Source organism: Methylomonas koyamae (assembly GCF_001644025.1).
GTDB lineage: Bacteria > Pseudomonadota > Gammaproteobacteria > Methylococcales > Methylomonadaceae > Methylomonas > Methylomonas koyamae_A.
Genome location: NZ_LUUK01000182.1, coordinates 18,914 through 43,104, shown reverse-complemented (window position 1 = coordinate 43,104; position 24,191 = coordinate 18,914). Strand labels below are relative to the sequence as shown.

At 57.2% G+C, this 24,191-nt stretch carries 17 protein-coding genes; 14 read left to right on the top strand and 3 right to left on the bottom strand.

Annotated features, from left to right (window positions below; all coding sequences use genetic code 11):
• Positions 1 to 14: 14 nt before the first annotated feature.
• From A1355_RS16085 to A1355_RS16070, 4 genes are all read left to right on the top strand, one after another.
• Positions 15 to 308, top strand: coding sequence for a PAAR domain-containing protein (locus A1355_RS16085; RefSeq protein ID WP_064029979.1), 294 nt, complete (start codon positions 15 to 17; stop codon positions 306 to 308).
• Positions 309 to 353: 45 nt separating this feature from the next.
• Positions 354 to 2,417 carry a type VI secretion system Vgr family protein gene (locus tag A1355_RS16080; RefSeq protein WP_064029977.1) on the top strand — a complete coding sequence of 688 codons (2,064 nt, stop codon included), beginning with the start codon at positions 354 to 356 and terminating at the stop codon, positions 2,415 to 2,417.
• A gap of 308 nt (positions 2,418 to 2,725) precedes the next feature.
• Positions 2,726 to 7,129 carry an RHS repeat-associated core domain-containing protein gene (locus tag A1355_RS16075; RefSeq protein ID WP_231883695.1) on the top strand — a complete coding sequence of 1,468 codons (4,404 nt, stop codon included), beginning with the start codon at positions 2,726 to 2,728 and terminating at the stop codon, positions 7,127 to 7,129.
• 5 nt (positions 7,130 to 7,134) lie between these two features.
• Positions 7,135 to 7,533 carry a barstar family protein gene (locus A1355_RS16070; protein WP_064029975.1) on the top strand — a complete coding sequence of 133 codons (399 nt, stop codon included), beginning with the start codon at positions 7,135 to 7,137 and terminating at the stop codon, positions 7,531 to 7,533.
• Between the two features lie 71 nt (positions 7,534 to 7,604).
• Here A1355_RS16070 and A1355_RS26640 read toward each other — a convergent pair whose 3' ends face one another.
• Positions 7,605 to 7,898, bottom strand: coding sequence for a hypothetical protein (locus A1355_RS26640; protein WP_419866219.1), 294 nt, complete (start codon positions 7,896 to 7,898; stop codon positions 7,605 to 7,607).
• Between the two features lie 159 nt (positions 7,899 to 8,057).
• Between A1355_RS26640 and A1355_RS26220 the strand changes: the two genes are divergently transcribed.
• The 8 genes from A1355_RS26220 (at position 8,058) to A1355_RS16015 (ending at position 17,058) form a co-directional block, all read left to right on the top strand.
• On the top strand, positions 8,058 to 8,741 hold the full coding sequence (locus A1355_RS26220; RefSeq protein ID WP_071156186.1) for an RHS repeat-associated core domain-containing protein: 684 nt from the start codon (positions 8,058 to 8,060) through the stop codon (positions 8,739 to 8,741).
• Between the two features lie 4 nt (positions 8,742 to 8,745).
• Positions 8,746 to 9,153, top strand: a complete 408-nt coding sequence (locus A1355_RS16050) for a hypothetical protein (protein WP_157197912.1) — start codon at positions 8,746 to 8,748, stop codon at positions 9,151 to 9,153.
• 366 nt (positions 9,154 to 9,519) lie between these two features.
• Positions 9,520 to 9,840, top strand: a complete 321-nt coding sequence (locus tag A1355_RS26210) for an RHS domain-containing protein (RefSeq protein WP_231883694.1) — start codon at positions 9,520 to 9,522, stop codon at positions 9,838 to 9,840.
• A 43-nt stretch (positions 9,841 to 9,883) separates the two neighbouring features.
• Positions 9,884 to 12,691, top strand: coding sequence for a valine--tRNA ligase (locus tag A1355_RS16035; RefSeq protein ID WP_064029961.1), 2,808 nt, complete (start codon positions 9,884 to 9,886; stop codon positions 12,689 to 12,691).
• Between the two features lie 15 nt (positions 12,692 to 12,706).
• Entirely contained in the window at positions 12,707 to 14,134 is a 1,428-nt protein-coding gene (locus A1355_RS16030; protein ID WP_231883693.1) for an HDOD domain-containing protein, read from the top strand.
• A 3-nt stretch (positions 14,135 to 14,137) separates the two neighbouring features.
• Positions 14,138 to 14,932: a response regulator gene (locus A1355_RS16025; protein ID WP_064029959.1), complete on the top strand. Its 795-nt coding sequence runs from the start codon at positions 14,138 to 14,140 to the stop codon at positions 14,930 to 14,932.
• A gap of 95 nt (positions 14,933 to 15,027) precedes the next feature.
• Positions 15,028 to 15,567 (top strand): PAS domain-containing protein, encoded by a 540-nt coding sequence (locus A1355_RS16020; RefSeq protein WP_064029957.1) that lies wholly within the window; start codon positions 15,028 to 15,030, stop codon positions 15,565 to 15,567.
• Positions 15,568 to 15,570: 3 nt separating this feature from the next.
• Positions 15,571 to 17,058, top strand: coding sequence for a methyl-accepting chemotaxis protein (locus A1355_RS16015; RefSeq protein WP_064029955.1), 1,488 nt, complete (start codon positions 15,571 to 15,573; stop codon positions 17,056 to 17,058).
• A gap of 65 nt (positions 17,059 to 17,123) precedes the next feature.
• Here the strand turns inward: A1355_RS16015 and A1355_RS16010 are convergent, their stop codons facing one another.
• Positions 17,124 to 21,107, bottom strand: coding sequence for a hypothetical protein (locus A1355_RS16010; protein WP_064029953.1), 3,984 nt, complete (start codon positions 21,105 to 21,107; stop codon positions 17,124 to 17,126).
• Positions 21,108 to 21,243: 136 nt separating this feature from the next.
• Between A1355_RS16010 and A1355_RS16005 the strand changes: the two genes are divergently transcribed.
• A complete protein-coding gene (locus A1355_RS16005) occupies positions 21,244 to 22,719 on the top strand; it encodes a RimK family protein (protein ID WP_064029951.1) in 1,476 nt (491 codons plus the stop codon).
• Positions 22,720 to 22,799: 80 nt separating this feature from the next.
• Here A1355_RS16005 and tssJ read toward each other — a convergent pair whose 3' ends face one another.
• A complete protein-coding gene (gene tssJ, locus A1355_RS16000; protein ID WP_064029949.1) occupies positions 22,800 to 23,309 on the bottom strand; it encodes a type VI secretion system lipoprotein TssJ in 510 nt (169 codons plus the stop codon).
• A gap of 424 nt (positions 23,310 to 23,733) precedes the next feature.
• Here tssJ and A1355_RS15995 point away from each other — a divergent pair, with 424 nt between their 5' ends.
• On the top strand, positions 23,734 to 24,120 hold the full coding sequence (locus A1355_RS15995; RefSeq protein WP_231883692.1) for a sirohydrochlorin chelatase: 387 nt from the start codon (positions 23,734 to 23,736) through the stop codon (positions 24,118 to 24,120).
• Positions 24,121 to 24,191 lie beyond the last annotated feature (71 nt).

Below are 24,191 nucleotides of genomic sequence, written 5' to 3'. Positions count from 1 at the left end.
TCAGGAGTAAAACCATGGGTCAGCCCGCCGCGCGCATCACCGATATGCATGTTTGCCCGATGTTTACCGGTCCGGTGCCGCACGTCGGCGGTCCGATATTGCCGCCGGGCGCGCCTACCGTGTTGATCGGCAAGATGCCGGCGGCGCGCGCGACCGACATGGCCGTGTGCGTCGGTCCGCCCGATACCATCGTCAAGGGCTCGGCGACGGTGATGATTGCCAACATGCCGGCCGCCAGGATGGGCGATAGTTGCGCTCACGGCGGAACGATCATCCTAGGTTGTCCAACGGTATTGATTGGCGGTTGATTCGCGCTCCAACCATTAAAACAGCGTTAGTTTTAGGATTTCAACATGGCTCTCATACAATCTCAACGTGCCGCAAAGGTGACTACCGCGCTCGGCGAAGGGGCCTTCGTGCTTTACCGGATGACCGGCACCGAACCGGTCAGCCGGTTGTTCGAATACGAGCTGGAATTACTGAGCGAAAGCGAAACTCTGGATTCTCAGGCCTTACTCGGTACCGGAGTGACGGTCGAACTGGCGCTGGAAGACAATGCCAGCCGGATCTTCAACGGTATCGTTACCCGGGTGAATCAGTTCGGCATGATAGGCGATTTGTATTACTACCGAGTCACGGTGCATCCCAAGCTATGGTTGCTGACGCGGGCCGCCAATTGTCGGGTGTTATCGCCGGCCATCGACGCCGATAGCGGTGCCAGCGAAGCCGCGCCGACCACGGTGCCGGAGATTGTCAAAAAAGTCTTGGCCCAGCACCAAGTCACCGATGTCGTCCTGGATTTGCAGGAGACCTATCAGCCGCGCGAATTTTGCGTGCAATATCGGGAGACCGATTTCAATTTCATCAGCCGACTTCTGGAAGAAGAGGGTATCTATTACTACCACCGGCATAGCGTCGCCGGCCATACCCTGGTGTTATGCGACAACATGCTCGCCCACTTGCCCAGGCCGGTTAGCGCGACCGTCAAATACTACCCGCTGGCGAATCAAGGGGGGCGCGACGAGGAACACATGTTCGAATGGAGCATTAGCCGGCAAATCCAAACCGGCAAGTACTCGTTGAACGACTACAACTTCGAGACCCCCTCCGCCGATTTAAAAAACTCGACCACCATCGCGGGGACGCATGCCGGCGCGGACAAGGAGGTTTACGATTACCCCGGCGAATTTGCCGTGGGATCGGCCGGCGAGCGCTATTCCAAATTGCGGATGGAAGAAGTCCGCGCCGAACATGAACAAATCGTCGCCAGGGGTAATGTGCGAAATTTGGCGACCGGCTTGACCTTTACCTTGTCGCAATTCCCGCGCGACGATCAAAACCGCGAATATCTGGTTTTGGCCACGCAATTTCAGATTCAGAACAACGATTTCGGCGCGGGCGGCGCTGGCGATCCCGAAGAGTTTCAATGCACGTACACCTTGATCCCGACCAGCTACGTGTACCGTCCGCCCAGGATGACCAGAGTCCCCGTGGTACAGGGCGTGCAGACCGCCGTGGTGGTCGGCGCGGACGGAGACGAAATCCTGACCGACTCGTATGGTCGGGTCAAAATCCAGTTTTATTGGGATAGATTGGGTGTCAGAAACGAAAACAGCTCTTGCTGGGTTAGGGTCGCGCAAATCTGGGCCGGTAAGAACTGGGGTGGAATATTCATTCCGCGGGTTGGTCAGGAAGTGATCGTCGATTTTCTGGAAGGCAATCCGGACGCGCCGATCATTACCGGCCGGGTGTATAACAACGAAAATATGCCGCCCTACGCTCTGGATGCCAACAAGACGCAGAGCGGCATCAAAACGCGCAGCACGCCGGGAGGCTCCGACCAAAACTTTAACGAAATCCGCTTCGAGGACAAGAAAGACGAAGAAGAACTTTACGTCCACGCCGAGAAGAATTGTACCCGCATCGTCGAGAACAACGATGTCCAAAAAATCGGCTTCGAAAAGACAGACGCCGGCGACCAGACGATAGACATCTACAATCACCGCACCGTCACGCTGGATCAAGGCAACGATACGCTGACGATCAAAACCGGCAACCGCGTGGTCGAGGTCAAGCAAGGTAACGATAATTTGACCATCAGCACCGGCAATCGAACCGTCAAGCTCGATCAAGGTAACGATGATCTGACGATTAGTTCGGGAAATCGGACCGTATCGCTGGGCACGGGCAATCTGACGGTGAAATTGGATGGCGGTAGTATTTCGAACGAGGCCGCGCAGGCCATCGAGCTCAAGGTGGGGTCCAACAGCGTCAAAATCGATCAGAGCGGCGTGACGATCAAGGGTGTGATGGTCAAGATTGAAGCCGATGCGCAGGCCGAACTGAAAAGCCCGATGACGACGGTCAGTGGCGACGGCATGATGACGGTCAAGGGCGGTATGGTGATGATCAACTGAGGCGGTCGCCGGCAACCTTGTTCGGTTCCGTTCGGAAATGGTTGCGCCAATTCATACTCACGATCATGAAAATACGGCATCGCCCCGGAACATGAAAGCCAGTGGAGTGGGAGCGGTTTTAGCCGCGACTGACAGGGCTCCGACCCTGGATTCGGTAGCGGCTCCGCTGACTTTTATATTACCGCTCGGGCGAGAAGGAATACCCGCAATGCATACATCGGTAACGGACGGCCAAAACCCCTCAATGTTGAAATTCGATCCCATCCAGGCTCTGTCGTGTTTCGCTCGACAAGCGAGGAGCTTCGTCCGTGACTAGCTCTCGCGATCCTCGACCAACCGGCGCGGAACTCAAGCCCCGCAATTTGAACGACGGTACCACGACTCGCGACTTGTCGCCGCGGCCATTACCGGTCGGCGTCAAGTCGGCCAAACCCGGCGCTAGCCTTAAGTCTCCCCGCGTCCGCGCCGCGAAATCCGCGCCACCGACGCTCAAGCAGGGCCAGCAAGGCGACGACGTTCGCCGCCTGCAACGATTACTTAATGCCTGTCTGAAGCCCAGTCCGCAGTTGGACGATGGCATTTTTAATTTGGCCACGCTGCAAGCCGTGCGGCAATTTCAAACCGGCGTTGGCCTGACCGCCGACGGCATTGTCGGCATCGACACCTGGTTTTATTTGCTCAAGGGCGAATCGGTTCAAGGCGCGGCGTTGGCGGCGCCCAAGCCGGTTGCTCCCGGCAACGTGACGGCCGTATCGGCGGTGCCGGTCAAGCCCGGCGTCGCGGACTGGCCGCTGGCCGATAAATTTGCCGAGGTACTGCGCCGCACCTTGCCGTTGTTGCCGGCCGGCGTGCGTGGCGAATTCGAGGCGATGATCAGCCCGGAAAATTTGGGGATTACCGCCGGTGTATTGGTGGTTTGGGCGGGCTCCCATGCGTTTGGCGTCGGCGAGGTGGTCGATGTCGTGATGCTGATCGGCGGCGCGTTTTTCCTCGGGATGGCGGTATTCGACGTCGCGGCCGATATCGGCGACTTCTTGACGTTGACGATAGACGCCGGCAGCGACCGCGAACTCGACGAAGCCGCCCGTCACCTAGCGAGCGTGATCGCGGTGATCGGCGTCGCGGCGTTCTTTGCGCTGTTGGCGAAGGTGCGGGCCATGAAAGGACGTAAGGGGCAGGCAAGGGTGTCGGCGTCCGAGTCGCCCGGCAACGCCGTCACGCCCTCGGAAGCCGCACGCGGATCGGGCGGTACCGGCAACGCGAAGAGCCGAAGCCCAGCGCCACCGGCCGATGCGAATTCAGGACCGCCGACGTCCAATCAGACGGCCAATACTCCGAGCAATTTATGCAAGAAAGAAGGTTGCCCGATCAGCATGGTCACCGGCGAGGAAATGCTGGAAAAGGTCGACTTTACCTGGGAAGGTCCGCTACCTCTCGACTGGCGACGGTTTTACCGTAGCGGCCAGTCCGACATCGACCGGCAACTGGGTTACGGTTGGCTGACGCCGCTGGACGAATGGCTGGAAATCGGCCAACGCGCAACCTTTTGCAATGCCGACGGCCAACGCATCGATTTGCCGCTGCCAGCGGTGGGTGGCTACAGCATCAATCTGCCGGAACAATTGCGCTTGTACCGGGAAAATGATCATTTTCGCCTGGTCGAGCAAAGCGGATTGGCGAAAACCTTCACCGGTCGGTCTGGCCGTTGCCCTCTGCGGGCCTGGCACAACAGCCAGGGCCAAAGCCTGTATTTTCATCGCGACGCCAACGGTGATGTCGAGCGCATCTCCTCTAGCTGGAACAAACATTTACTGTTCGAGCGCCAAGGCCGGCGCATTGTCGGGATTCGTCCCGGCAAACGACACGGAAGCGGATTCGCAGCGGCCGGCGAGCCGCTGGTGAGCTATCGGTATAGCGACGCAGGCGATTTAATCGGTGCTCGCGACCGGCTCGAGCAAGGCGAAACCTACGCCTATCGCAATCATGTCATCGCCCGCCGTACTCTGGCTAGCGGCTTTAACTTTTATTTCGAATGGGATCAAGACACGCCGCAAGGCAAATGTCTGCACAACTGGGGCGATAACGGCGTTTACGATTACCGCTTCGAATGGTTGCCGGACGGCGTCAGTCATGCCATCGACTCGCGCGGCGGCGTCGCGGTGTATCGGCACGATCCGCAAGGTTTGTTGCTGCTGGAACGTAGCCCGGAAGGCCGCGAAACCCGCCACAGTTACAATGTCGATAACCAACTGGCGCAAACCGTGGCGCCGGACGGCGGTATCACCCGGTTTAGCTACGATAAGGAAGGCCGCTTGGTCGGAGTATCCGATGCGCTGGGTTTTAGCCAGCGCGTCAAATACGACAAACAAGGCAATCCGGTCGAACTGATCGATGCCTTGGATCAGCGTTGGCTACGCCGCTACGACGCCAGCGGCCGACTGGAAGAAATCGTTGCCGCCAACGGCGCGATCACCCAATACCAATACAATGCCCAAGGCGTGCCGGTACGCATCACCGATGCGCTGGGCCGGACGCGCTCGCTGTTGTGGGACGAACAGTTGCGCCTGGTCGGCGAGATCGGCTTCGACGGCATCAAGACCCGCTACCAATACGACGATGACGATCGTATCGTCGCCATCGTCGATCAGGACAAACGCACCACGCGTTACGGCTACGACGCGGCCGGCCGCGTTACCGCAGTGCAACACGCGGACGGCAGCACCGTGCAACTGCGCTACAACGCCGCCGGTTTATTGACCCACTACATCGACGGCCTCGGCCACACCACCGAATACCGCTACGACGACGGCCTATCCCAACCCACCGCCCGCATCGATCCGCTGGGCCACGAAATGCGTTATCGCTACGACAGCGAACGCAACCTGATCGGCCTGATCAACCCGAAAGGCGAAACCTACAGCCTTAACTACGACCGCGACGAAAATCTGATCGAAGAAATCGGCTTCGACGGCCGCATCCAACGCTACCGCTACAACGCCGCCGGCGCGCTGGAAGCCTACCTGCAACCCGGCGCCGACGGCGATTGGAGCGTCACCCGCTTCGAACGCGACCGTCTCGGTCGGCTGCTAAAAAAGCGTGCCGCCGACGGCAGCCTGAGCCAATACGGCTACGATCCGCTGGGCCGCTTGCAACTAGCCAAAAATGCCGACAGCCTACTGCTGTTGGGTTACAACGCCCTGGGCCAGATCAACCAGGAAAACCAGAACGGCGCCATCGTCCGCCACAAATACGACTTGCTGGGCCGGCGCATCCACACCGAAACACCGGACCGGCATCGCATCGACTACCGTTTCGGCGAGCGTTACCTGGACAGCATCGAATTCGACGGCCAAACCCTCACCAGCCACCGCTACGACGAACTGGGCCGGGAAATCGGCCGTAGCCAAGGCCAACTCAACACCGACTACGACTACGATCCGCTGGGCCGCTTGTTGCGGCAACGCGCCGCGCTCAAAGGCCAAGCGGTGCTCATCGGTCGCCAGTACAACTACGATGCGGCCGGTAAGCTCCGCGAACTGGACGACCTGCGCCAGGGCCGCAGCCAATACCACTACGATCCCGCCGCCCGGCTAATCCGCAGCGAAGGCCTTAGCCCGGAAAGCTTCGTCCACGACCCGGCCGGAAACCTGCTGGGCGCCAGCGCGGAAGGTGGCCGAATCGAAGGCGACCGCTTGCTGGTGATGGGCGACCGCCACTATGCCTACGACGCCGCCGGCAACCTAATCGAAGAAAAACGCGGCAAGGCCGGCCAAATCGTCACCCGCTACCAATACGACGCCGACAACCATCTGGTGCGCGCGGAAACTCCGCAAGGCACCGCCCAATACCGCTACGACGCCCTGGGCCGGCGCATCGCCAAACGCACCGCGCAAGGCGAAACCCGTTTTCAATACGACGGCCCGCGCCTGCTCGCAGAAACCGATAGCCAGCGCAGCCGCACCTACCTATTCGAACCCGGCAGTTTCCGACCCTTGGCGCTGCACGAGCAGGACAACACCCAAGCCAGCGGCACCACCTACCACTACCACCTGGACCATCTCGGCACGCCCAGGGAGCTGACCGATACCGATGGCAGAATCGTCTGGTCCGCCCGCTACCGCGCCTACGGCAACCTGGCCCTGGCCGACGTCGAAGCCATCGACAACCCCCTGCGCTTTCAAGGCCAGTATTACGACGCAGAAACCGGCTTGCACTACAACCTGAACCGGTATTACGATCCAAATGCCGGGAGGTTTATTCATCAGGACCCGATTGGGTTGAAAGGCGGGGCCAACGTTTACCGGTATGCGCCTAATCCGGTGAATTGGATTGATCCGCTGGGCTTGACCGGGAAGGATTGTTCGGCCGTATCTAATACTTCGAGCCCGACCATCGCCAGGATTACTCCTGGTTCTTTACCTCCAGCCGAAGAAGTAGCGGTATTAGATACTTTAAAACATATAGATGCTGGCACGACACCGACGGGGCCTCTTGCTAAGAAATGGGGTACTCAGTTCAAGAACTGGGCTGGGGATTTACCAGGTGCGAAAGGAGCATCGTCACCATATCTTGAATATCGAGTAGCTCCATCTGCAGGAACAACCGGCGCAGGTGCGAATCGTATTGTCGCAAACAGTCAAACAGGAGAGATGTACTACACATGGACTCACTATGGAGACGCTGGAAATCCGGCGTTTGTGCAAATCAGGTAATTACGATGTCAGATACCCAAGGATTTATTACTGCTGATTCAATAAACGCCGAATTAATAGTTTGCGAGTGTCAGCAAAATGGGTGGCTGATTTACACGCTTCCTTCCAACATTTACTCTAAAGATCAGTTCTTTAAAGCGGTCCGTGACAATTTACCATTGGACCCTCCACTACAAAGCAATAAGAGCTGGGATGCGCTCGCCGATTCATTGTGGTCGGGGCTAGATAGCCTACCGGATAGTAACATTCTTATCATATGGCCGGATACCACAACCATGAAAACAAAAGCACCTGAAGATTTTGCTATTGCAATGGAGATATTGATGGATCTGCCGCATTCCCTCGCGAACGCAAAACTAACTTTAGGAAAAACAAAAAATCTCTTAATATTATGCGTTATTTGAAGCCTGTGTAGGTACGATTAGCGTCAGCGTAATCGTACGCATGGAAGCGCTGATTGCAGTGACGTCCTGAATCAGAAAGCCTCGTCCACGGTCTGATCGAAGAAAAACGCGGCAAAGCCGGCCAAATCGTCACCCGCTACCAATACGACGCCGACAACCGCCTGATTCGCGCCGACACTCCGCAAGGCATCACCCAATACCGCTACGACGCCCTGGGCCGGCGCATCGCCAAACACAGCCCGCGTAGGTACGATTAGCGTCAGCGTAATCGTACGCTGGGAAGCGTCGCCAAATCCCAAATCAGATAGTTTCTTCCTCGCCTGTGTGGCAACCTGACCGAAGAAAAACGCGGCAAGGCCAGCCACATCGTCACCCGCTACCAATAGGACGCCGACAACCGCCTAGTCCGCGCCGAAACGCCGCGAGGCCAAACCCGCTTTCAATACGACGGCCCGCGCCTGCTGGCGGAAACCGATAGCCAGCGTAGCCGTACCTATCTGTTCGAACCCGGTAGTTTCCGGCCCTTGGCGCTGCACGAGCAAGACAACGTCCAAGCCAGCGGCGCCACCTACCACTACCACCTGGATCATCTCGGCACGCCTAGGGAATTGACCGACAGCACCGGTAAAATAGTCTGGTCCGCCCGCTACCGCGCCTACGGCAACCTGGCCCTGGCCGACGTCGAAGCCATCGACAACCCCCTGCGCTTTCAAGGCCAGTATTACGACGCAGAAACCGGTTTGCACTACAACCTGAACCGGTATTACGATCCGAATGCCGGAAGGTTTATTCATCAGGATCCGATTGGGTTGGAGGGTGGCACTAACGTTTATCGGTATGCGCCTAATCCTTTGAATTGGGTTGATCCTTTAGGCCTAGTTAATTTAAACACCAACTCGGCAACGGGAAATTTTGGAGTTTATGAAATTCAGATTGATGATGTGCTTTACAAATATGGGAAAGCTGACTTGAGTAGGGTAACGCAAAGCTCCGGCCTCCCTACTAGGTTGCATCAGCAAGTTGTAAAATTGGGAAAACAAAACCCCGATTCTGAGGTGGTTGGTAGAGTTATTGATAAAGGTATGTCTACGACAAAAGAGGCAAAGGCCGTGGAGACTAAGAAATTACAAGAGTATTTTGATCAGACTGGTAATATACCGGAAGGTAATAAGAAAAGCTTTAAGCCGACAAAAACTAAGGATTGTTGAAGCAATGAATATATCTACATGTCAAGTTTATCCGGAAGTTGATGTCAGTTATAAAATTCCTAGTTTTCTTATGAAAGAGTTGCGTAAAGGATTAAACTCCTTGGGTAAGGAAATAACTTCTTTTAAGGAAAAATTCAAAGGACAAGATTTTGAGCTTGGCATTGTTATTTCGGCAACGCGTGAAAAAGATAAGCCTTTAGTCATGGGGCCTACATTTTTTAATCGATATAGGCGTGTTGATTTTGTATTACATATTCCTTATAAAAAATTCGATAGCTCTTATGATGAGTTTTCTTATATTGTCGAAAACCTGCGAAGTGGATTGGTGAGTATTTTTGACAAATATAGTGAGGATAGCTCTGGTATAAATGAAGTCTTGCAGGGTATATTGGAAATGGCGCCGCATCCCTAAATCGGAATAGCCCGAATAGAAAGTGTTAGCGTCAGCCTAATCGCAGGCCTGGAAGTGTACTGATTCGCTGCAAAGTCCTGAATCAGAAAGTTTCGTCCTCGCTGGGCCGGCAACCTGATCGAAGAAAAGCGCGGCAAGGCCGGCCAAATCGTCACCCGCTACCAATACGACAGCGACAATCGCCTGATCTGCGCGGAAACCCCGCAAGGGACCGCCCGGTACCGCTACGACGCCCTGGGCCGGCGCATCGCCAAACACACCGCGCAAGGCGAAGCCCGTTTTCAATACGACTGCCCGCGCCTGCTGGCGGAAACCGATAGCCAGCGCAGCCGTACCTATTTATTCGAACCCGGCTGCTTCCGGCCCTTGGCGCTGCACGAACAAGACAACACCCAAGCCAGCGGCAGCACCTACCGCTACCACCAGGACCATCTCGGCACGCCTAGGGAACTGACCAACAACCAAGGCCACATCGTCTGGTCCGCCCGCTACCGCGCCTACGGCAACCTTCCTGGCAGCCGTCGAAGCCATCGACAACCCGCTACGTATCCAAGGCAAGTATTACGACCAAGAAACCGGTTTGCAGGACACGCTTACGCGGATGGGGTTTTGCCGGCGCGGCGGATATTCGAAACCGATCCGTCTGTATCGCTCCGAGAGCCGACTCGTAATGTGTTTTACGGTTAAAATACCTGTTCTGTTTTCAATGCAAGCTGATCCGACACACCTCATGGACAAAACCTATTCCCCGCACGCGATCGAACAACGCTGGTACCAACATTGGGAAGACAGCGGCTATTTTGCCGCCAAGCGCGAAGGCGCATCGTATTGCATCATGATTCCGCCGCCCAACGTCACCGGCAGCTTGCACATGGGGCATGCGTTTCAGGACACCATTATGGATGCCTTGACCCGCTATCACCGGATGAAAGGCCACAACGCGTTGTGGCAGCCGGGTACCGACCATGCCGGTATCGCCACGCAAATGGTGGTGGAGCGCATCATTAACGCCGACGGCAAGACCCGCCACGATTACGGTCGCGACGCCTTCATCGAAAAAGTCTGGGAATGGAAGGAACAATCCGGCGGCACCATTACCCGCCAATTGCGGCGCATGGGTTCGTCGCTGGATTGGGAAAAAGAACGCTTCACGATGGACGACGGCATGTCGGCCGCGGTGCAGGAAGTGTTCATCAAATTGTACGAAGAGGGTTTGATCTATCGCGGTAAGCGTCTGGTGAACTGGGATCCGGTGTTGCACACCGCCGTCTCCGATCTGGAAGTATTGTCGGAAGAAGAAGCCGGCTCGATGTGGCATATGCGCTATCCGCTGTCCAACGGCACCGGTTATTTGATCGTAGCGACCACGCGCCCGGAAACCCTGCTCGGCGATGCGGCGGTCGCGGTGCATCCGGACGACGAGCGTTACAAACATTTGATCGGCGAGTTGGTGGAACTGCCGCTGACCGGCCGCTTGATCCCGATCATCGCCGACGATTATGTCGATCCCGAATTCGGTACCGGTTGCGTCAAGATCACGCCGGCCCACGACTTCAACGACTACGAAGTTTGGTCGCGGCACAAGCAGATGACCGTCATCGCCGATCAGCCGCACGGCGGCTTGATCAACATCTTCACCGTCGACGCGGCGATCAGAGCCAACGATGATGGTTTTGCAATCCTTCCGGAAGCTTACGTCGGCCTGGACCGCTTCGAAGCCCGCAAACGCATCGTCGCCGATCTGGACGCCCAAGGTCTGCTGGAAAAAATCGCCGATCATAAGTTGATGGTGCCGCGCGGCGACCGCACCGGCGCGGTGATCGAACCGTTTTTGACCAATCAGTGGTACGTCAAAATCGCACCATTAGCCAAGCCGGCCATCGAAGCCGTCGAAACCGGCGCGATCAAATTCGTGCCGGACAATTGGAAAAACACTTATTTCGAGTGGATGCGCAATATCCAGGATTGGTGTATCTCCCGGCAAATCTGGTGGGGCCACCGCATTCCGGCCTGGTACGACGATAAGGGCAATACATACGTTGGCCATAACGAAGCGGAAATCCGCGCCAAGCACGGCCTGGCTGCCGATTATCCCCTGTTTCAGGATGAAGACGTGTTGGACACCTGGTTCTCGTCGGCGCTGTGGCCGTTCTCGACGCTGGGCTGGCCGGACAAAACGCCGGAACTGGCCGCCCATTATCCGACCAGCGTGTTGGTCACCGGCTTCGACATCATTTTCTTCTGGGTGGCGCGGATGATTATGATGGGTCTGAAGTTCATGGGCGAGGTGCCGTTCAAGGAAGTCTACATCCACGGTCTGGTGCGCGACGCCGAGGGCCAGAAGATGTCCAAATCCAAGGGCAACGTGCTGGACCCTATCGACATCATCGACGGCATCGAACTGGAGCCGCTGGTTGTTAAGCGTACTACAGGGTTAATGAATCCGCAGGATGCGCCCAAGATCGACAAAGCCACCCGCAAGCAATTTCCAGATGGCATTCCGTCCTACGGCACCGACGCCTTGCGCTTTACCTTTGCTTCGCTAGCCTCCACCGGCCGTGATATTCGCTTCGATTTGCAACGCACCGAAGGCTACCGCAATTTCTGCAACAAGCTTTGGAATGCGGCCCGCTACGTGTTGATGAACACTGAAGAGCAAGATAACGGCGTCGATTGCGCCGAGTGCCGTTATAGCCAGGCAGACTTTTGGATTTTGTCGCGGTTGAACAAAACGATAGCCGCAACCACGGATGCCATCGACAGCTACCGCTTCGATCTGGCCGCGCAAGCGATCTACGAGTTCACCTGGAACGAATACTGCGACTGGTATCTGGAGCTGGCGAAAATCTCGTTGCAAAGTGACGATGCACTATTGCAGCGTGGTACCCGGCAGACCCTGGTCAGGGTTCTGGAGACCGTGCTGCGCTTGGCGCACCCGATCATGCCGTTCATCACCGAGGAAATCTGGCAACGCGTGGCGCCGTTGGCCGGTGTCACCGCCGCGACCATCATGTTGCAATCCTATCCGGAAACGGATGCCGAAGCGGTTAACGCCGCCGCCGAAACTCAGGTGCAATGGGCGATGGCCTTCATTCTCGGCATCCGCCGTATCCGCGGTGAAATGAACATCGCACCGGGCAAGCCGCTGAACGTGTTGCTGCAAAACGGCTCGGCAACCGACCAAACCAATCTTAAAGAGCTGGAAAGCTATCTGTTAAAACTGGGCCGCCTGGAAAGCATCACTTGGTTGAACGCCGGCGACAATGCGCCGGAATCGGCGATTGCGCTGGTCGGCGACATGAAAATCCTGATCCCGATGGCCGGCTTGATCGACAAGGACGCCGAACTGGCAAGACTGGATAAAGAAATCCAGCGCATCGAAAAAGAACTGCCGCGCATCGAAGGCAAATTAGGCAACGCCGCCTTCGTCGACAAGGCGCCTGCCGACGTGATTGCCAAGGAACGGGAAAAACTGGCCGGTTTGCAATCATCGTTAACGAATCTGAAGGAACAGTACGCGAAGATCAACGCGCTGTAGCGGATGCCCGGCAACATGCCAACGCCGCCTAAAACCCTGGACGAATGGGCCGAAATGCTCCGAGTCCAGGAAATGCCGATCTTTTCCAATACCGCCAGCCATATCTACGCTTATCTGGACGATCGCAATAAGGGGGCAATGGAGTTGGCGGCCATCATCCTGCAAGATCCCAACTTGACCGCGAAATTGCTCAAGGTCGGCAATAGCCCTTATTACAACCCGTCCAAGCAGAAAATGAACACGATCTCGCGCGCCATCGTGGTGCTGGGCGCCGAGGTGATTCGCGAACTGACTTTGGCCTGTTCGTTTTTCGAAGCGATACTGACGTCGTCCAACAAGGAGCGCGCCAACCGGGAAATCGCGTTGGCGCTGCACGCCGCCGTGCAGGCACGGGAGCTGGCGGTCATCGTCGGCGATACTTCGCCGGAAGAAGTGTTCATCGCGGCGCTGTTGCACAACATTGGTCACATTGCGTTTTGGTGTTCGAATAATCCGCAGGCACGCAAAATTCACGAATTGATCGAGCGTAGCGGTTTGCGGTCGAGTGAAGCGGAAAAGCAGGTGCTGGGCTTTTCATTACGCGATTTGGGCAAGCGCCTGGGCAAGTCCTGGCACTTAGGTGGACTGATAGAGGAGGCGATGAGCCGGCCGGAGGCGGCCGATTCGCGCATTCGTGCCGTAACGATGGGGCATAAGATCTGCGAAGCCTTGAAAGCCGGCGGCGATTCGGCATCGATGCGCGATTGTCTGAGTAAACTGGCCGGCATGACCGGTAAAACCACCGACGAACTTAGCGAACGCATCGAGAAAAGCACTCGGCAAGCGATACAGATTGCCCGCCAGTTCGGCGCCAACGATGCGTCGCGCTTTATCGGCGGCGGGTTGGCGGTCGCCAGGGCCGCCGACGAAGAAGCCGACGCCAAGCCTGACAAGAAACAACTGCAAATTCAAATTTTGCAAGACATCAGCAGCCACATCAGCGGCGCCATTGATTTGAACGTGTTGTTTCAGATGGTCTTGGAAGGCATACACCGCGGCGTCGAAATGGATAGAACGCTGTTTATGTTGCTGACGCCGGACAAGCACACGCTGAAGGAGAAGTTTTCGCTGGGATGGCAAAAGCCGGTCGGCGGCGAGAAAATCCAAGTGCATAACAGCGAAGCCCAGGCCAATTTGCTGTTCGGCGCGCTGAATCAATCCGAAGGCGTCTGGCAGTATCCGGATCAACAGCCCACCTTGTACACGGCGCAAATCGTCGAGCGTATCGGTCGCCATCCGTGCTTTGTCTTTCCGGTCCATGCCGAAAACAAAGCCATAGGCTTGATTTATTGCGACCGTTCGATTAATGGACTACCCTTATCCGGCGAAGATTTTACCGCCGCCAAGCACTTCGCCAAACAGGCTCATATCGGCCTTACGCTTTATCGGATGAAAGCCCATTAGCGAATGAACAGTCCAATACTCAGCAACTTGCGCGTCTTTCTGGTCGAGCCTTCCCACACTCAGCAGCACATTATTGTTCAGTATCTCAACCGTTGCGATATTCACGATATCGACATGATAGGCAGCGGTGCCGAGCTGTTCGAACGCCTGCGTCAGGAACGGCCGGATTTAATCATCAGCGCGATGTATTTACCGGATATGACCGGGGTCGAACTGGTTCACGAACTGCGGCAGGACTCGGCGTCCTACGAAATGGCTTTCTTGCTGATTTCCAGCGAAACCAACATCAAGTACTTGGAACCGATCCGGCAGGCCGGCGCGATTGCCATATTGCCCAAACCGTTCACGCTGCAAGCCTTGTCAACGGCTTTGCATTCGACGCTGGATTATGTCCATCCGGAAAAAGCGGCGTTGGAACATCTCGATATCGAGGACTTGCGAGTATTGCTGGTGGACGACAGCGAGTTCTCGTTGAAATATCTGACCAAGGTTTTCAACAACATCGGCATCGATCAAATCAGCACCGCGACCGACGGTCGTGAAGCGCTGGACTTGTTCAACCAGCAATATTTCGATTTGATCGTTACCGATCTGAACATGCCGGACATGGATGGCTTGCAGCTCGTCGATCATGTCCGCAAGCATCCGGAGCGCGGTAGCGTGCCGATTCTGATGGTCACCAGCGAGCAAAACCAGAATCGGCTCGCCGCCATTGAAAAATCGGAGGTTTCGGCAATACTGGACAAGCCGTTCGAGCCAATGTCGATAAAACGCCTACTGATCAATTTGCTGAATTAGATCGCGCATTTGGCGGCCGCGCCTTTGCGGACGGCGTGGCATCAAATAATAACATTACAAATTTCGAGGCATTTTCAGCCTTCAGGCACGGTCAAATGAAACCAGCGATCACCCCGATCAATCAAGAACGCAAACTTGCCGAAGACGACTTTATCGTTTCCAAGACCGATACGGCGGGACGCATCACCTATGCCAACCGGATCTTCATGGAAATCGCCGGCTACCCCGAGCAAGAATTACTCGGGGTGCAGCACAACATCATCCGTCATCCCGAGATGCCGCGCGGCGTATTCCGGTTTATGTGGAATACCTTAAAAGCCGGCAACGAATTCTTTGGGTTCGCCAAAAACCTGTGCTCCGATGGTAGCTTTTATTGGGTTTTTGCCAATATCACGCCGGATTACGACAAGAATGGCAAATTGCAGGGCTACTATTCCGTGCGCCGTAATCCGCCGCGTTCGGCGCTCGAGGCGTTGATCCCAGTATACCAAGCGATGTTGGCGATCGAGAAAGCCAGTTCCGTAAAGGACGCTCCGGACAAATCGTTGGAATATCTACTGGATTTCGTTCAACAAACCGGTGCGAAGAATTATGACAGCCTGGTTCTGAGCCTCTACAAACCGCACGGAGTTTAAGTCATGAAGAAAAGGGCCAATTCCAACGCGAATATTCCGTTTCTGCGTACTCGCCTCAATTTTGCGGTAGCGATTATCCTGGTTTCGTCGATCGGACTTTTTCTCTACCACCTGCTTAGCGACGGATTCTCGATAGTCACGCTCGGTTTGACGCTGCCTTTACCGGCGGTGGCTTACTATCTTTGGAAAACCGGCAAGCAAAGTTTGACGGTGCTGGAAAGGATAGAAGACGTGTTGCGACTGACCAATAACGGCGAACTTTATCATCGCGTCACTCAAGTCCACGGCATGGGTGAAATCGGTAAGGTGGCCTGGGAGTTGAATGAAGCGCTGGATTTGATGGAAGCCTATTTCAAGGAAGTCAACTCCTGCTTCAAACATTCGGCGGAAGGCAATCACGGCCGTTACGCGTTGGTGGATGGCTTTCCGGGCCTGTTGAAGCAGTCGGCGGTTAGCGTTAACGACGCTATCAAACACATGCGGGAAAACGAGCGCTTGATGATTCGGCGGCGCTTGTCCGCTGGACTGCATGCCTTGAATACCACTAACTTGCTGGGCAATCTGAAGGGCAATCAAAGCGATTTGCTCAATATCACCGAACAGCTGGAAAAGGTCGAGATCATTGCCGCCGACACCGGCCGCAATGCCGATGCCAGCTTGTCGACCGTCGAAACCATCAGCGGGTCGCTGACCGACATCAACGCCAACGTCCACTCGGTGTCGGAAGTGATCGGCGCCTTGATCGCCGATAGCAAGAAAATCACCGAATCGCTGTCAATGATTACCGGCATTGCGGATCAAACCAACTTGTTGGCGCTGAACGCCTCTATCGAAGCCGCGCGTGCCGGCGAGCACGGTCGAGGCTTCGCGGTGGTGGCCGACGAAGTGAAGAATTTGTCCGAGCATACCAAGAATGCCGCGCTGGAGGTGTCGAAAACTTTGAACGCCTTCAACAAGCGGGTGCAACAGATGCACGCTGAAGCCGAAAATTCGGCAGGCCTGTCCCAGCAAATTCTCGAGCAGGTCAGCGCGTTTCGTCACCAATTCTCGAATCTGTCCGAATCCGCCAAGGCTTCCGTCGGCTACATAGCTTATGCCAAGGATAAATCTTTCGGGCTACTGACCAAGCTCGATCATATCGTTTACAAGCAAAACGGCTACATTTCGATCGAAGCCGCTGGGGAGTGTCCGCAGCAGCAAGCCATACTGGTCGACCATCACAATTGCCGTTTGGGCAAGTGGTATTACGAGGGCATGGGCCATCAAAGCTTCCGGACCACCCAGGCCTACGCGAAACTGTCGTTGCCGCACGGCGATGTCCATGACGCAACGCAAGCCGCTTTCAAAATTTCCAGGGATCGCTGGATGGAAGATCCCAGGCTACTCGACGAAATTATCAATCAAATGCGCCGAGCCGAGGACGCCAGCGCCATCGTGATGCAATGCATAGATGAAATGGTTCGCGAAAAACACGTTGACGATAAATATTAAAAAACCGTTGAGGCTTGCGAGAAAACTCGGCGGGCAAATACATTCGGTCGCGCGGATGGATACGCCTATTCGCCTGCTCCGCGCCAAATCCCCCCAACGGACCAACACAACCAAGCCCAACGCAGCCAGTTGAGCAAGGCTCTGGCCAGCCACAGCGCCCAGGCCAGCATCAGCAGATGGTAGGCGAAAATCGGCAGGCTGACCACGCCGGCCGTCGGCAATCGCGCTGGATTGCGGTCTTGATACCAGTTCAGTCGATAGGCGTCGGAGTGATTTCCGGCAATTTGCATGTCCGGGGTGCCCAGCAATCCCTGTCGCACCGCTAGGCCTAGCAGGGTCAGCGCCAGCAAGCCTAACAAGGCCAAGCCGATCTGGCTGGCGTTAAAGGCCAGTCGGGAATGGGCTGGCCGTCGGGCGCGCCAATCCAGTGCAAACAAGCAAGCGACCACGGTCAGCGCGGCGGCGATATGTAGCTGGCTTAAGCCCACCAGCAACAAAAACCAGGCGCCGCCGCCGAGCGGCACGCGGCCAATTTTCGCTAAGCCCCAGGCCGCGCCGGCCAGCACGACCAATAAGCCCCAAATCAGCGCGGCCGGTCCGAAACGCGGTCCAACCGTCCAGACCGGCCAGCGATCACGAGGTATAGTCATATGGATATCGCTGTTGACGCTAGGCGTGCCCAAGTCCATCGGCGGGGTTTCCAACCAAAAGCCGGGCTCGGCGGCGGCTTGCCAATGGACTTCGATCCGTTGTTCGCCCGGATGAATCGGCAGACTCAGCGTCGCGCCTTGTTGGCGTATCGGTTGACTGGCGCCGTCTATCGTTACGCCTTGCAATTCAGCGCCGGCCGGCAGCGTCAGCTTATGCTGGCCGCCCTTGGAGCTACGTAAGTGCAGACTTAAGCGGCTATCGACGCCGCGTTGGCCAAGCGTAACCTCCAGATCGCTATGATCGATGGTCAGCGTATCGCCCGCTAGGGCCGCCGGCCTATCTATGCTCAATTCGACCGTTTCGCCCGGCCACGGCCGCCACTCCGGCAGCCAGACGCCGGCATCGCCGTGATGAACCACCGCGATGCCGGCGATTCGTAAATGCCAAACCGGGCTGACGTCGGCTCGCCAGACTTCGGTCCATTGAGTCGTGTCCGGCGCCTTCAGCGTCAAATGCGCGGATTTTTCCAACAGCGATTCCCAAACCAAACCCTCTTGGCCGGCGGCCATATTGATCAGTACCTTGCCGTCCTTGACGCGGACCTCCGAGCTGGTGACCGCTTCGCCCGGCAATAGCGGCAACTCCAGCAAAACCGGCTGACCACTGGCAACCAATGGCTCGATGCGGGTGGTGACGCGCCAATCCAAGCCCAGATGCAAGGTCCGTTCGACTCGGACGAAAGCCGGTAGCGGTTTGGCCGCTTTTTGGCCTGGTTCGCCGGACTCGCGCGGCTCACGGCTAAATTCCAGCTGCGGTCCGGCCAAGCCGTCTTCATAGACGCCGCCGATCGTCCAGCCTAGGGCTTCCAGCGTGACATGGCGCGGCGCCAACGGTAGTGGTAGCGCGAACTTGTCCAGGTCGGCGTAGCGACCTTGCAATTTGAAAACATGCACGCCGGCCGGCACCAGCACGCTCAAGCCACCATCTTCGCGGCGAATTGCTGCCCGGGCGGGGCTGCCGTCGACATCAATGCGTTCGGGAAACCAGATGCCCAACTTGGCGGGCAGCGGCACGGCCACTTCGCGCTCGGCGGCGATTCTCAGTTCGATGGTCAAGGTGTCCTGGCGGGCAAACACCTGCATCTCGGCAATCTGCGCGCATTGCGGGACGCAGGCTGGCGGCTCCAGCAGGCGAGTTTTCAGTTGTTCCAGCAAGGCCTGATCCGGCCAATCAGCGGCATGGACCGGTGGGTGAGGGGCGATCAGCAGAATCAAGATCAATGACGCGACCGAGCCTTTGCCCAGGCGCAAGGCGGGCAGTGTGAAGCCGGTCAGACGCAGGACCAATAAGGCCGCGATAGCCGTTTGCAACACGCGTAGCAGCGCGGTGGCCCACGGCGGTAGATACCAGAACCGCAAGCGTTCGGTGCTATCGACCGGACCGTTCCAGTTTAAACGGACCCGTTGCCAATGCCAATTCGGCAAACCGGGGCCGGTTTGTAGATTGGCGTCCGGATCGATGCGGTCCAGGTTGGCGGCCGATGAGATTGGCGCCGACATCGGCAAGGCCTTGCGCATATATGCGCGCCTCGGCGCCTCCTCGGCGCTGGCGGATTCGGCCAGTTCGGCGGGCGCCTCGGCCGTCATCGCGTCGGCGCCGGCCGGCACCTCGGAGTAGCCGAAATCATTGAAGGCCGCCGGCTCGGCCAGCTGCGGATAGACGGCCGCGCGCAATTGGTCGATCGCGAACGGCACCGCGACAATCACCAGAGCCGCCAAGCTGGCGCCGCGATACCAAGTCAGCCAACGGGCCAAGCGTCCGCTCGGTACCACGCGAAGGAGTCCGGCGATGGCCAGACCGTTCAGCCACAACCAGCGGGGTGCATCGGCTTCGTGCCAGATCAAGATCAAGCCGAGCAAGGCCAAGCCGCCCCAAGCCGGCGACCAGAGCCTGCCGGCCGCGATCGCGGCCAGCGCGACCAGAAACAAGTCCAGCAAAGTCCAGCGCGCCAGCCAGGTGTCCGAGCTGTTGTCGACGCCGGTCACGGCCAATAGTCGCCAACCCGGCGGCAGGTTGAGTTCGGCGCGCAGCGATTGAAACCGTTGCTGCCAGCCGTCGGCGGCTATTTCAGAGATGCCGTTTTCGATGCGGCTATCCGCGCTGAGCTCGATCGCGCCGCGCCGGACTTCGACGCCGTCGGATTGATCGAGCCGGGTCAGCAGTTGGTTTTGGCCGTTCAATTGCACCTGCCCGAGCCGGGTTTCCGGCAGCGCGTTCAGCCGCCAATCTCGGCTCATCGTGCCGCTGATCTTGTCGTTAACGGTGTAGCCGCCGCCGTCGAAATCCAGCCACAAGGTCCGGACCAGGGACAGTTGATTGGGTTCCGGCTCCGGATCGCCTCGACGCAGCAGTTTGAAATGCAGACTTTGCCCCGGTGTTACTTGATAGGTCGGCAAGTGCCGCCAGTCTTCGGGTAAATTGGTCTGGCTGCCGTCGATCGCCGGCAGATTGTCGATTTCCACCAGGCGCAGAGCAGGCATGGCTTGAAAGGTCCACAGTTCGGCGCTCGGCCATGAGGCTTCGCCGGTCGGCAAGGCCATCTCTTCGACGGGGCCGGGATGGCGGGCGAGCAATTCGACGCGCCAGCGTCCAGGGCGCAGTTGTAGCCAAAGCCGGCCGTCGCCGTCCAGCCGGGCCGGCAACGGGCTGGTCAGCTCGACGGGAATTAGGCCGGGCAGCAAGGCCAGCGGCAGCGCGATTTCCCGGGCGGCGCCGGACACTTCCAGATCGAGGCGAGTGAGTACTTGCAAGGGGATATCGTCGATGATTTGGCGGAATACTTGCATGTCCAAGCGATCCTGACCGGTGCCGCCGGCATCGGCGCGCGGCCAAACCGCGCCTTGCTCGATGGTCGGATAAGGAATGGTTAGTCCGGCCACGCTGAGTTGCAGCGGACCCACAATCTCCGGTAGCGCTAACTGTTCGGGTAGCTGTTGCCAGCGAAACTCGCCGGCGATCCGATAGCGTCCGGCCGGCAGATAGACCGCCGGCTTGCCGTTGCGAATCAATACCGGCAAGGCTTGCCGGTCGGCGCTTACCGCTTGCGGCCAATGGCGTTCGTCGCCGGGCAGTTCCAGCCAGTCGCGGCGATACAGGGTCCAGTCGCCGGCGAACCGGCCGCCGTCGCTTTCCAGTTGCAATTGCAACGGTCCCGGCCATAGGCACTGCTTGGATTGAAAGTCGTCGTGGGCGAACGGACAGCCGTGTTCGGGCTGGTCGTGCAGCACCCACTCGGCCCAGGGTACCAATGGGGCTGGCAGCGCATCGGGCGGGATGGCGCCGGCCGTACGCCAGAACCAGAGTCCGAAACATAACACCACGCACATCAATCGCCACATTCTTGCCTCCCGAATCAATTCCCGCTCAAGCGCCGATAACGGCGTCATTATGCGGCATGGATTGGTGCTTGTGAAAATCCGCGGTCGGTTTCAGAATGCCCAGCTTGTTTCCACTCTCCGCAAGGCAATTTCCGCGATGGCAAGTACGCTACTGGTAGTCGACGACCTTTCCGACTGGGGACCTTATTATCCCAGCGAACATGTCATCACTTTCGAAACCTATCTGGCAACCGCGTATGCCGATCCGGATCGGCGGATGCGGATCATCAATTTGTGCGGCGACTATGCCTATCTATCGGACGGGTACTACTGTTCGCTGCTCGCGGAAGCGCGCAATCACCATGTGATTCCGTCGGTAAAAGTCATCAACGATTTGGGCAAGAATGCCTTGTACCGTCTGCAACTGGAAGATTTTACCGAGCCTTTGCTGCGAGCATTCAAGAAGCAGAACAAGGATGGCGAGTTCGCGCTGTACAGCTATTTCGGCACCACACCCGATCCGGCGTTTCAGGAATTGGCGCGCTTGTTGTTCGAGCGTTTTCCCTGCCCGATTCTCAAGATTACGCTCCGCCCGCAACAGCAATGGGAAATCACCGATTTGACCGCGGTATCGCCGCGCCAGTTGAACGACGACATGCAAACCTTGTTCGCCGACGCGCTGGACAAATTCAGCAAGAAGGTCTGGCGTAAGAGTCGGGCTCGCAAGTCAGCGCGATTCGATTTGGCGGTGCTGATCAACCCTGCCGAAACCTTGCCGCCCAGCAATCGCGGCGCGCTAAAGAAATTCATTCACGTGGGCCGGCGGATGGGCATCGACGTGGAGTTGATTACCCAGAACCATTACGGCCGTATCCCAGAGTTCGACGGCCTGTTCATCCGTGAAACCACCGCGATAGACCATCATACTTACCGCTTCGCGAAAAAAGCCGAGGCCGAAGGTTTGGTGGTGATCGACGATCCTAATTCGATTTTGCGTTGCGCCAACAAGGTGTATTTGGCCGATTTATTCCGTACCCACCGCGTGCCGTCGCCGCGAACGTGGATTTTGCACAAGGGCAATGCGGCACATCTGGACCAATTGGAAGCCGCCGCCGGTTTCCCGGTGGTGATCAAGATTCCGGACGGTTCGTTCTCGCGGGGTATCGTCAAGGTGAATAATCGGGCGGAATTGGATCAAAAAGTCGCGGAACTCTTTCAGCAATCGGCGTTGCTGTTGGCCCAGGAGTTTTTGTATACCGATTTCGACTGGCGTATCGGCGTGTTCAACCACAAGGCTTTGTACGCTTGCCGTTATTTCATGGTGAAAAATCATTGGCAGATTTACCGGCACGGCGCTAACCGCACCGATAGCGGCAGTTTCGCGACGTTACCGACCTTCGAAGTACCGAGAGCGGTGCTGGAGGCCGCGCTGAAAGCCACCCAGCCGATAGGCAACGGATTGTACGGCGTGGATGTCAAGGAAGTGGCCGGCAAGGGCTATGTCATCGAGGTCAACGACAATCCCAGCATCGACAGCGGCGTCGAGGACCAGTATCTGGGCGACGAACTTTACCGCGCCATCATGGCGGAGTTTCTGCGGCGGATGGAAAACCGCGGCAAGGGTTCCGCCTGAATGCCAGGCAGGCCCAGTTCGGGTTGGGCCGGCCTGCTCGCGAAACAGGGCGTTAAATTCAAGGGGGACTCCGGCGCAAACTATTCCGCCGGCTTGACCGCTAGCGCGGGCGGCGGCTCGGCGGATGCATCGGCAGCCAGTGTATTCCCCTTGATTTTCAAAGTCACCATGTTGTTTTGATGCGCGACCACCGGCGCGACGGCGCGCCATTGAGCGTTATCCAGCTTTCGAAAAGCCGCGAAAAACCCTAGTGAGCGAGTGTCGCCGGCGGGTTCGATATGTATCGCTTTGTTCTCGCCGGGTTTGATCAGCAATTCCTGCTTACGGACCAAATCGGCGGCCAGCGTGGCTTGATCTTTATCGAACAGTGCAAAAAAGTCCGCGCCATTGAACGAGCTTTGTTCACGCAGCTCGTAAACCCGCAGCAAAACCGGGGCGGCCTTGCCGTCGGTATCGGGGTTGATCATCGGCGCGCTTTCGATCTTCAGATCGACCTGAGTCGGCGGTAAGGGCGCCGGTTGCTCCGGGGTTTCGGCACATCCGAGAACCAGGAGTAAGGGCAAGTTGAACAACAGTCTGGTTAACCACATATTGAAAGTCTCATCGGTGTTGGTAGACGCCGAACGCCGCTTAGGATACGGCGTCAGGGTTTGCGGACAGTATAGTCCTATCCGGTGTTTCGGTGGATGGTAGGCGTCGGAGCCGGTTAGGCGAATCGCGCGCGGAAAATTTCTCTGCAACGGTCTGCAATCGCGGCACACTGGCGGAAACTTTTGCGGTGCTTTTGTCATCGCTGGCGCAAAGAACAAGGTTGCTGGCGAGGTTCGGACCGGGGGAGGAATGGAGGTTTCAAACGAGTGTCGTCTCAGTACTCGGTAGACCAATTTGCCGATATCAATGCCTGAACGCCTAGCAATGCGCAGGTTTTGTCGCGGGAACCTCTCCCTCCCTGGTGTCGCCGTTCGCGACGTATGTTAGTGGGTCGCGACGCCACCAAATCTCTAAGGACATCGAATGAAAACGATGAACACTCACTTGTTACTGGTCGCGCACGGCAGTCGCCTAGAACAAGCTAACGACGAGATTCGTCGATTGGCGGACACCTTGGCCATCGGCAGCCGTTATGCCGGTGTCGCGTGCGCATTCCTGGAAATTGCCGAACCGAGCATCTCGGACGGTTTACGTAGGCAAATTGCGGCCGGCGCGCGGCGTATTGTCGTCTTACCTTACTTTTTGGCGGCCGGTCGTCATGTTGGCATCGATATTCCGGCGCAAGTGGAGGGCATGCGCTGTCAGGCGCCGGAGGTCGAAATTCTGATTGCCGAGCATTTAGGCAGTGCGGCCGCGATGCGGCCGGTGTTACTCGATTTGGCGTTCGATTGTCTGGGCGAGCTTTCGTGAAAACATAGCGGATGAGAACAGCGATTTCGGTCGTTCCGGCGTGCTAGCGATTTTCATTTTTTTCGCTGATT

Bases quoted from the DNA above. Each gene is read 5' to 3' on its own strand.
- A1355_RS16085 (WP_064029979.1), top strand. From the start codon at position 15: ATGGGTCAGCCCGCCGCGCGCATCACCGATATGCATGTTTGCCCGATG.
- A1355_RS16080 (WP_064029977.1), top strand. From the start codon at position 354: ATGGCTCTCATACAATCTCAACGTGCCGCAAAGGTGACTACCGCGCTC.
- A1355_RS16070 (WP_064029975.1), top strand. From the start codon at position 7,135: ATGTCAGATACCCAAGGATTTATTACTGCTGATTCAATAAACGCCGAA.
- A1355_RS16050 (WP_157197912.1), top strand. From the start codon at position 8,746: ATGAATATATCTACATGTCAAGTTTATCCGGAAGTTGATGTCAGTTAT.
- A1355_RS16035 (WP_064029961.1), top strand. From the start codon at position 9,884: ATGGACAAAACCTATTCCCCGCACGCGATCGAACAACGCTGGTACCAA.
- A1355_RS16030 (WP_231883693.1), top strand. From the start codon at position 12,707: ATGCCAACGCCGCCTAAAACCCTGGACGAATGGGCCGAAATGCTCCGA.
- A1355_RS16025 (WP_064029959.1), top strand. From the start codon at position 14,138: ATGAACAGTCCAATACTCAGCAACTTGCGCGTCTTTCTGGTCGAGCCT.
- A1355_RS16020 (WP_064029957.1), top strand. From the start codon at position 15,028: ATGAAACCAGCGATCACCCCGATCAATCAAGAACGCAAACTTGCCGAA.
- A1355_RS16015 (WP_064029955.1), top strand. From the start codon at position 15,571: ATGAAGAAAAGGGCCAATTCCAACGCGAATATTCCGTTTCTGCGTACT.
- A1355_RS16010 (WP_064029953.1), bottom strand. From the start codon at position 21,107: ATGTGGCGATTGATGTGCGTGGTGTTATGTTTCGGACTCTGGTTCTGG.
- A1355_RS16005 (WP_064029951.1), top strand. From the start codon at position 21,244: ATGGCAAGTACGCTACTGGTAGTCGACGACCTTTCCGACTGGGGACCT.
- tssJ (WP_064029949.1), bottom strand. From the start codon at position 23,309: ATGTGGTTAACCAGACTGTTGTTCAACTTGCCCTTACTCCTGGTTCTC.
- A1355_RS15995 (WP_231883692.1), top strand. From the start codon at position 23,734: ATGAAAACGATGAACACTCACTTGTTACTGGTCGCGCACGGCAGTCGC.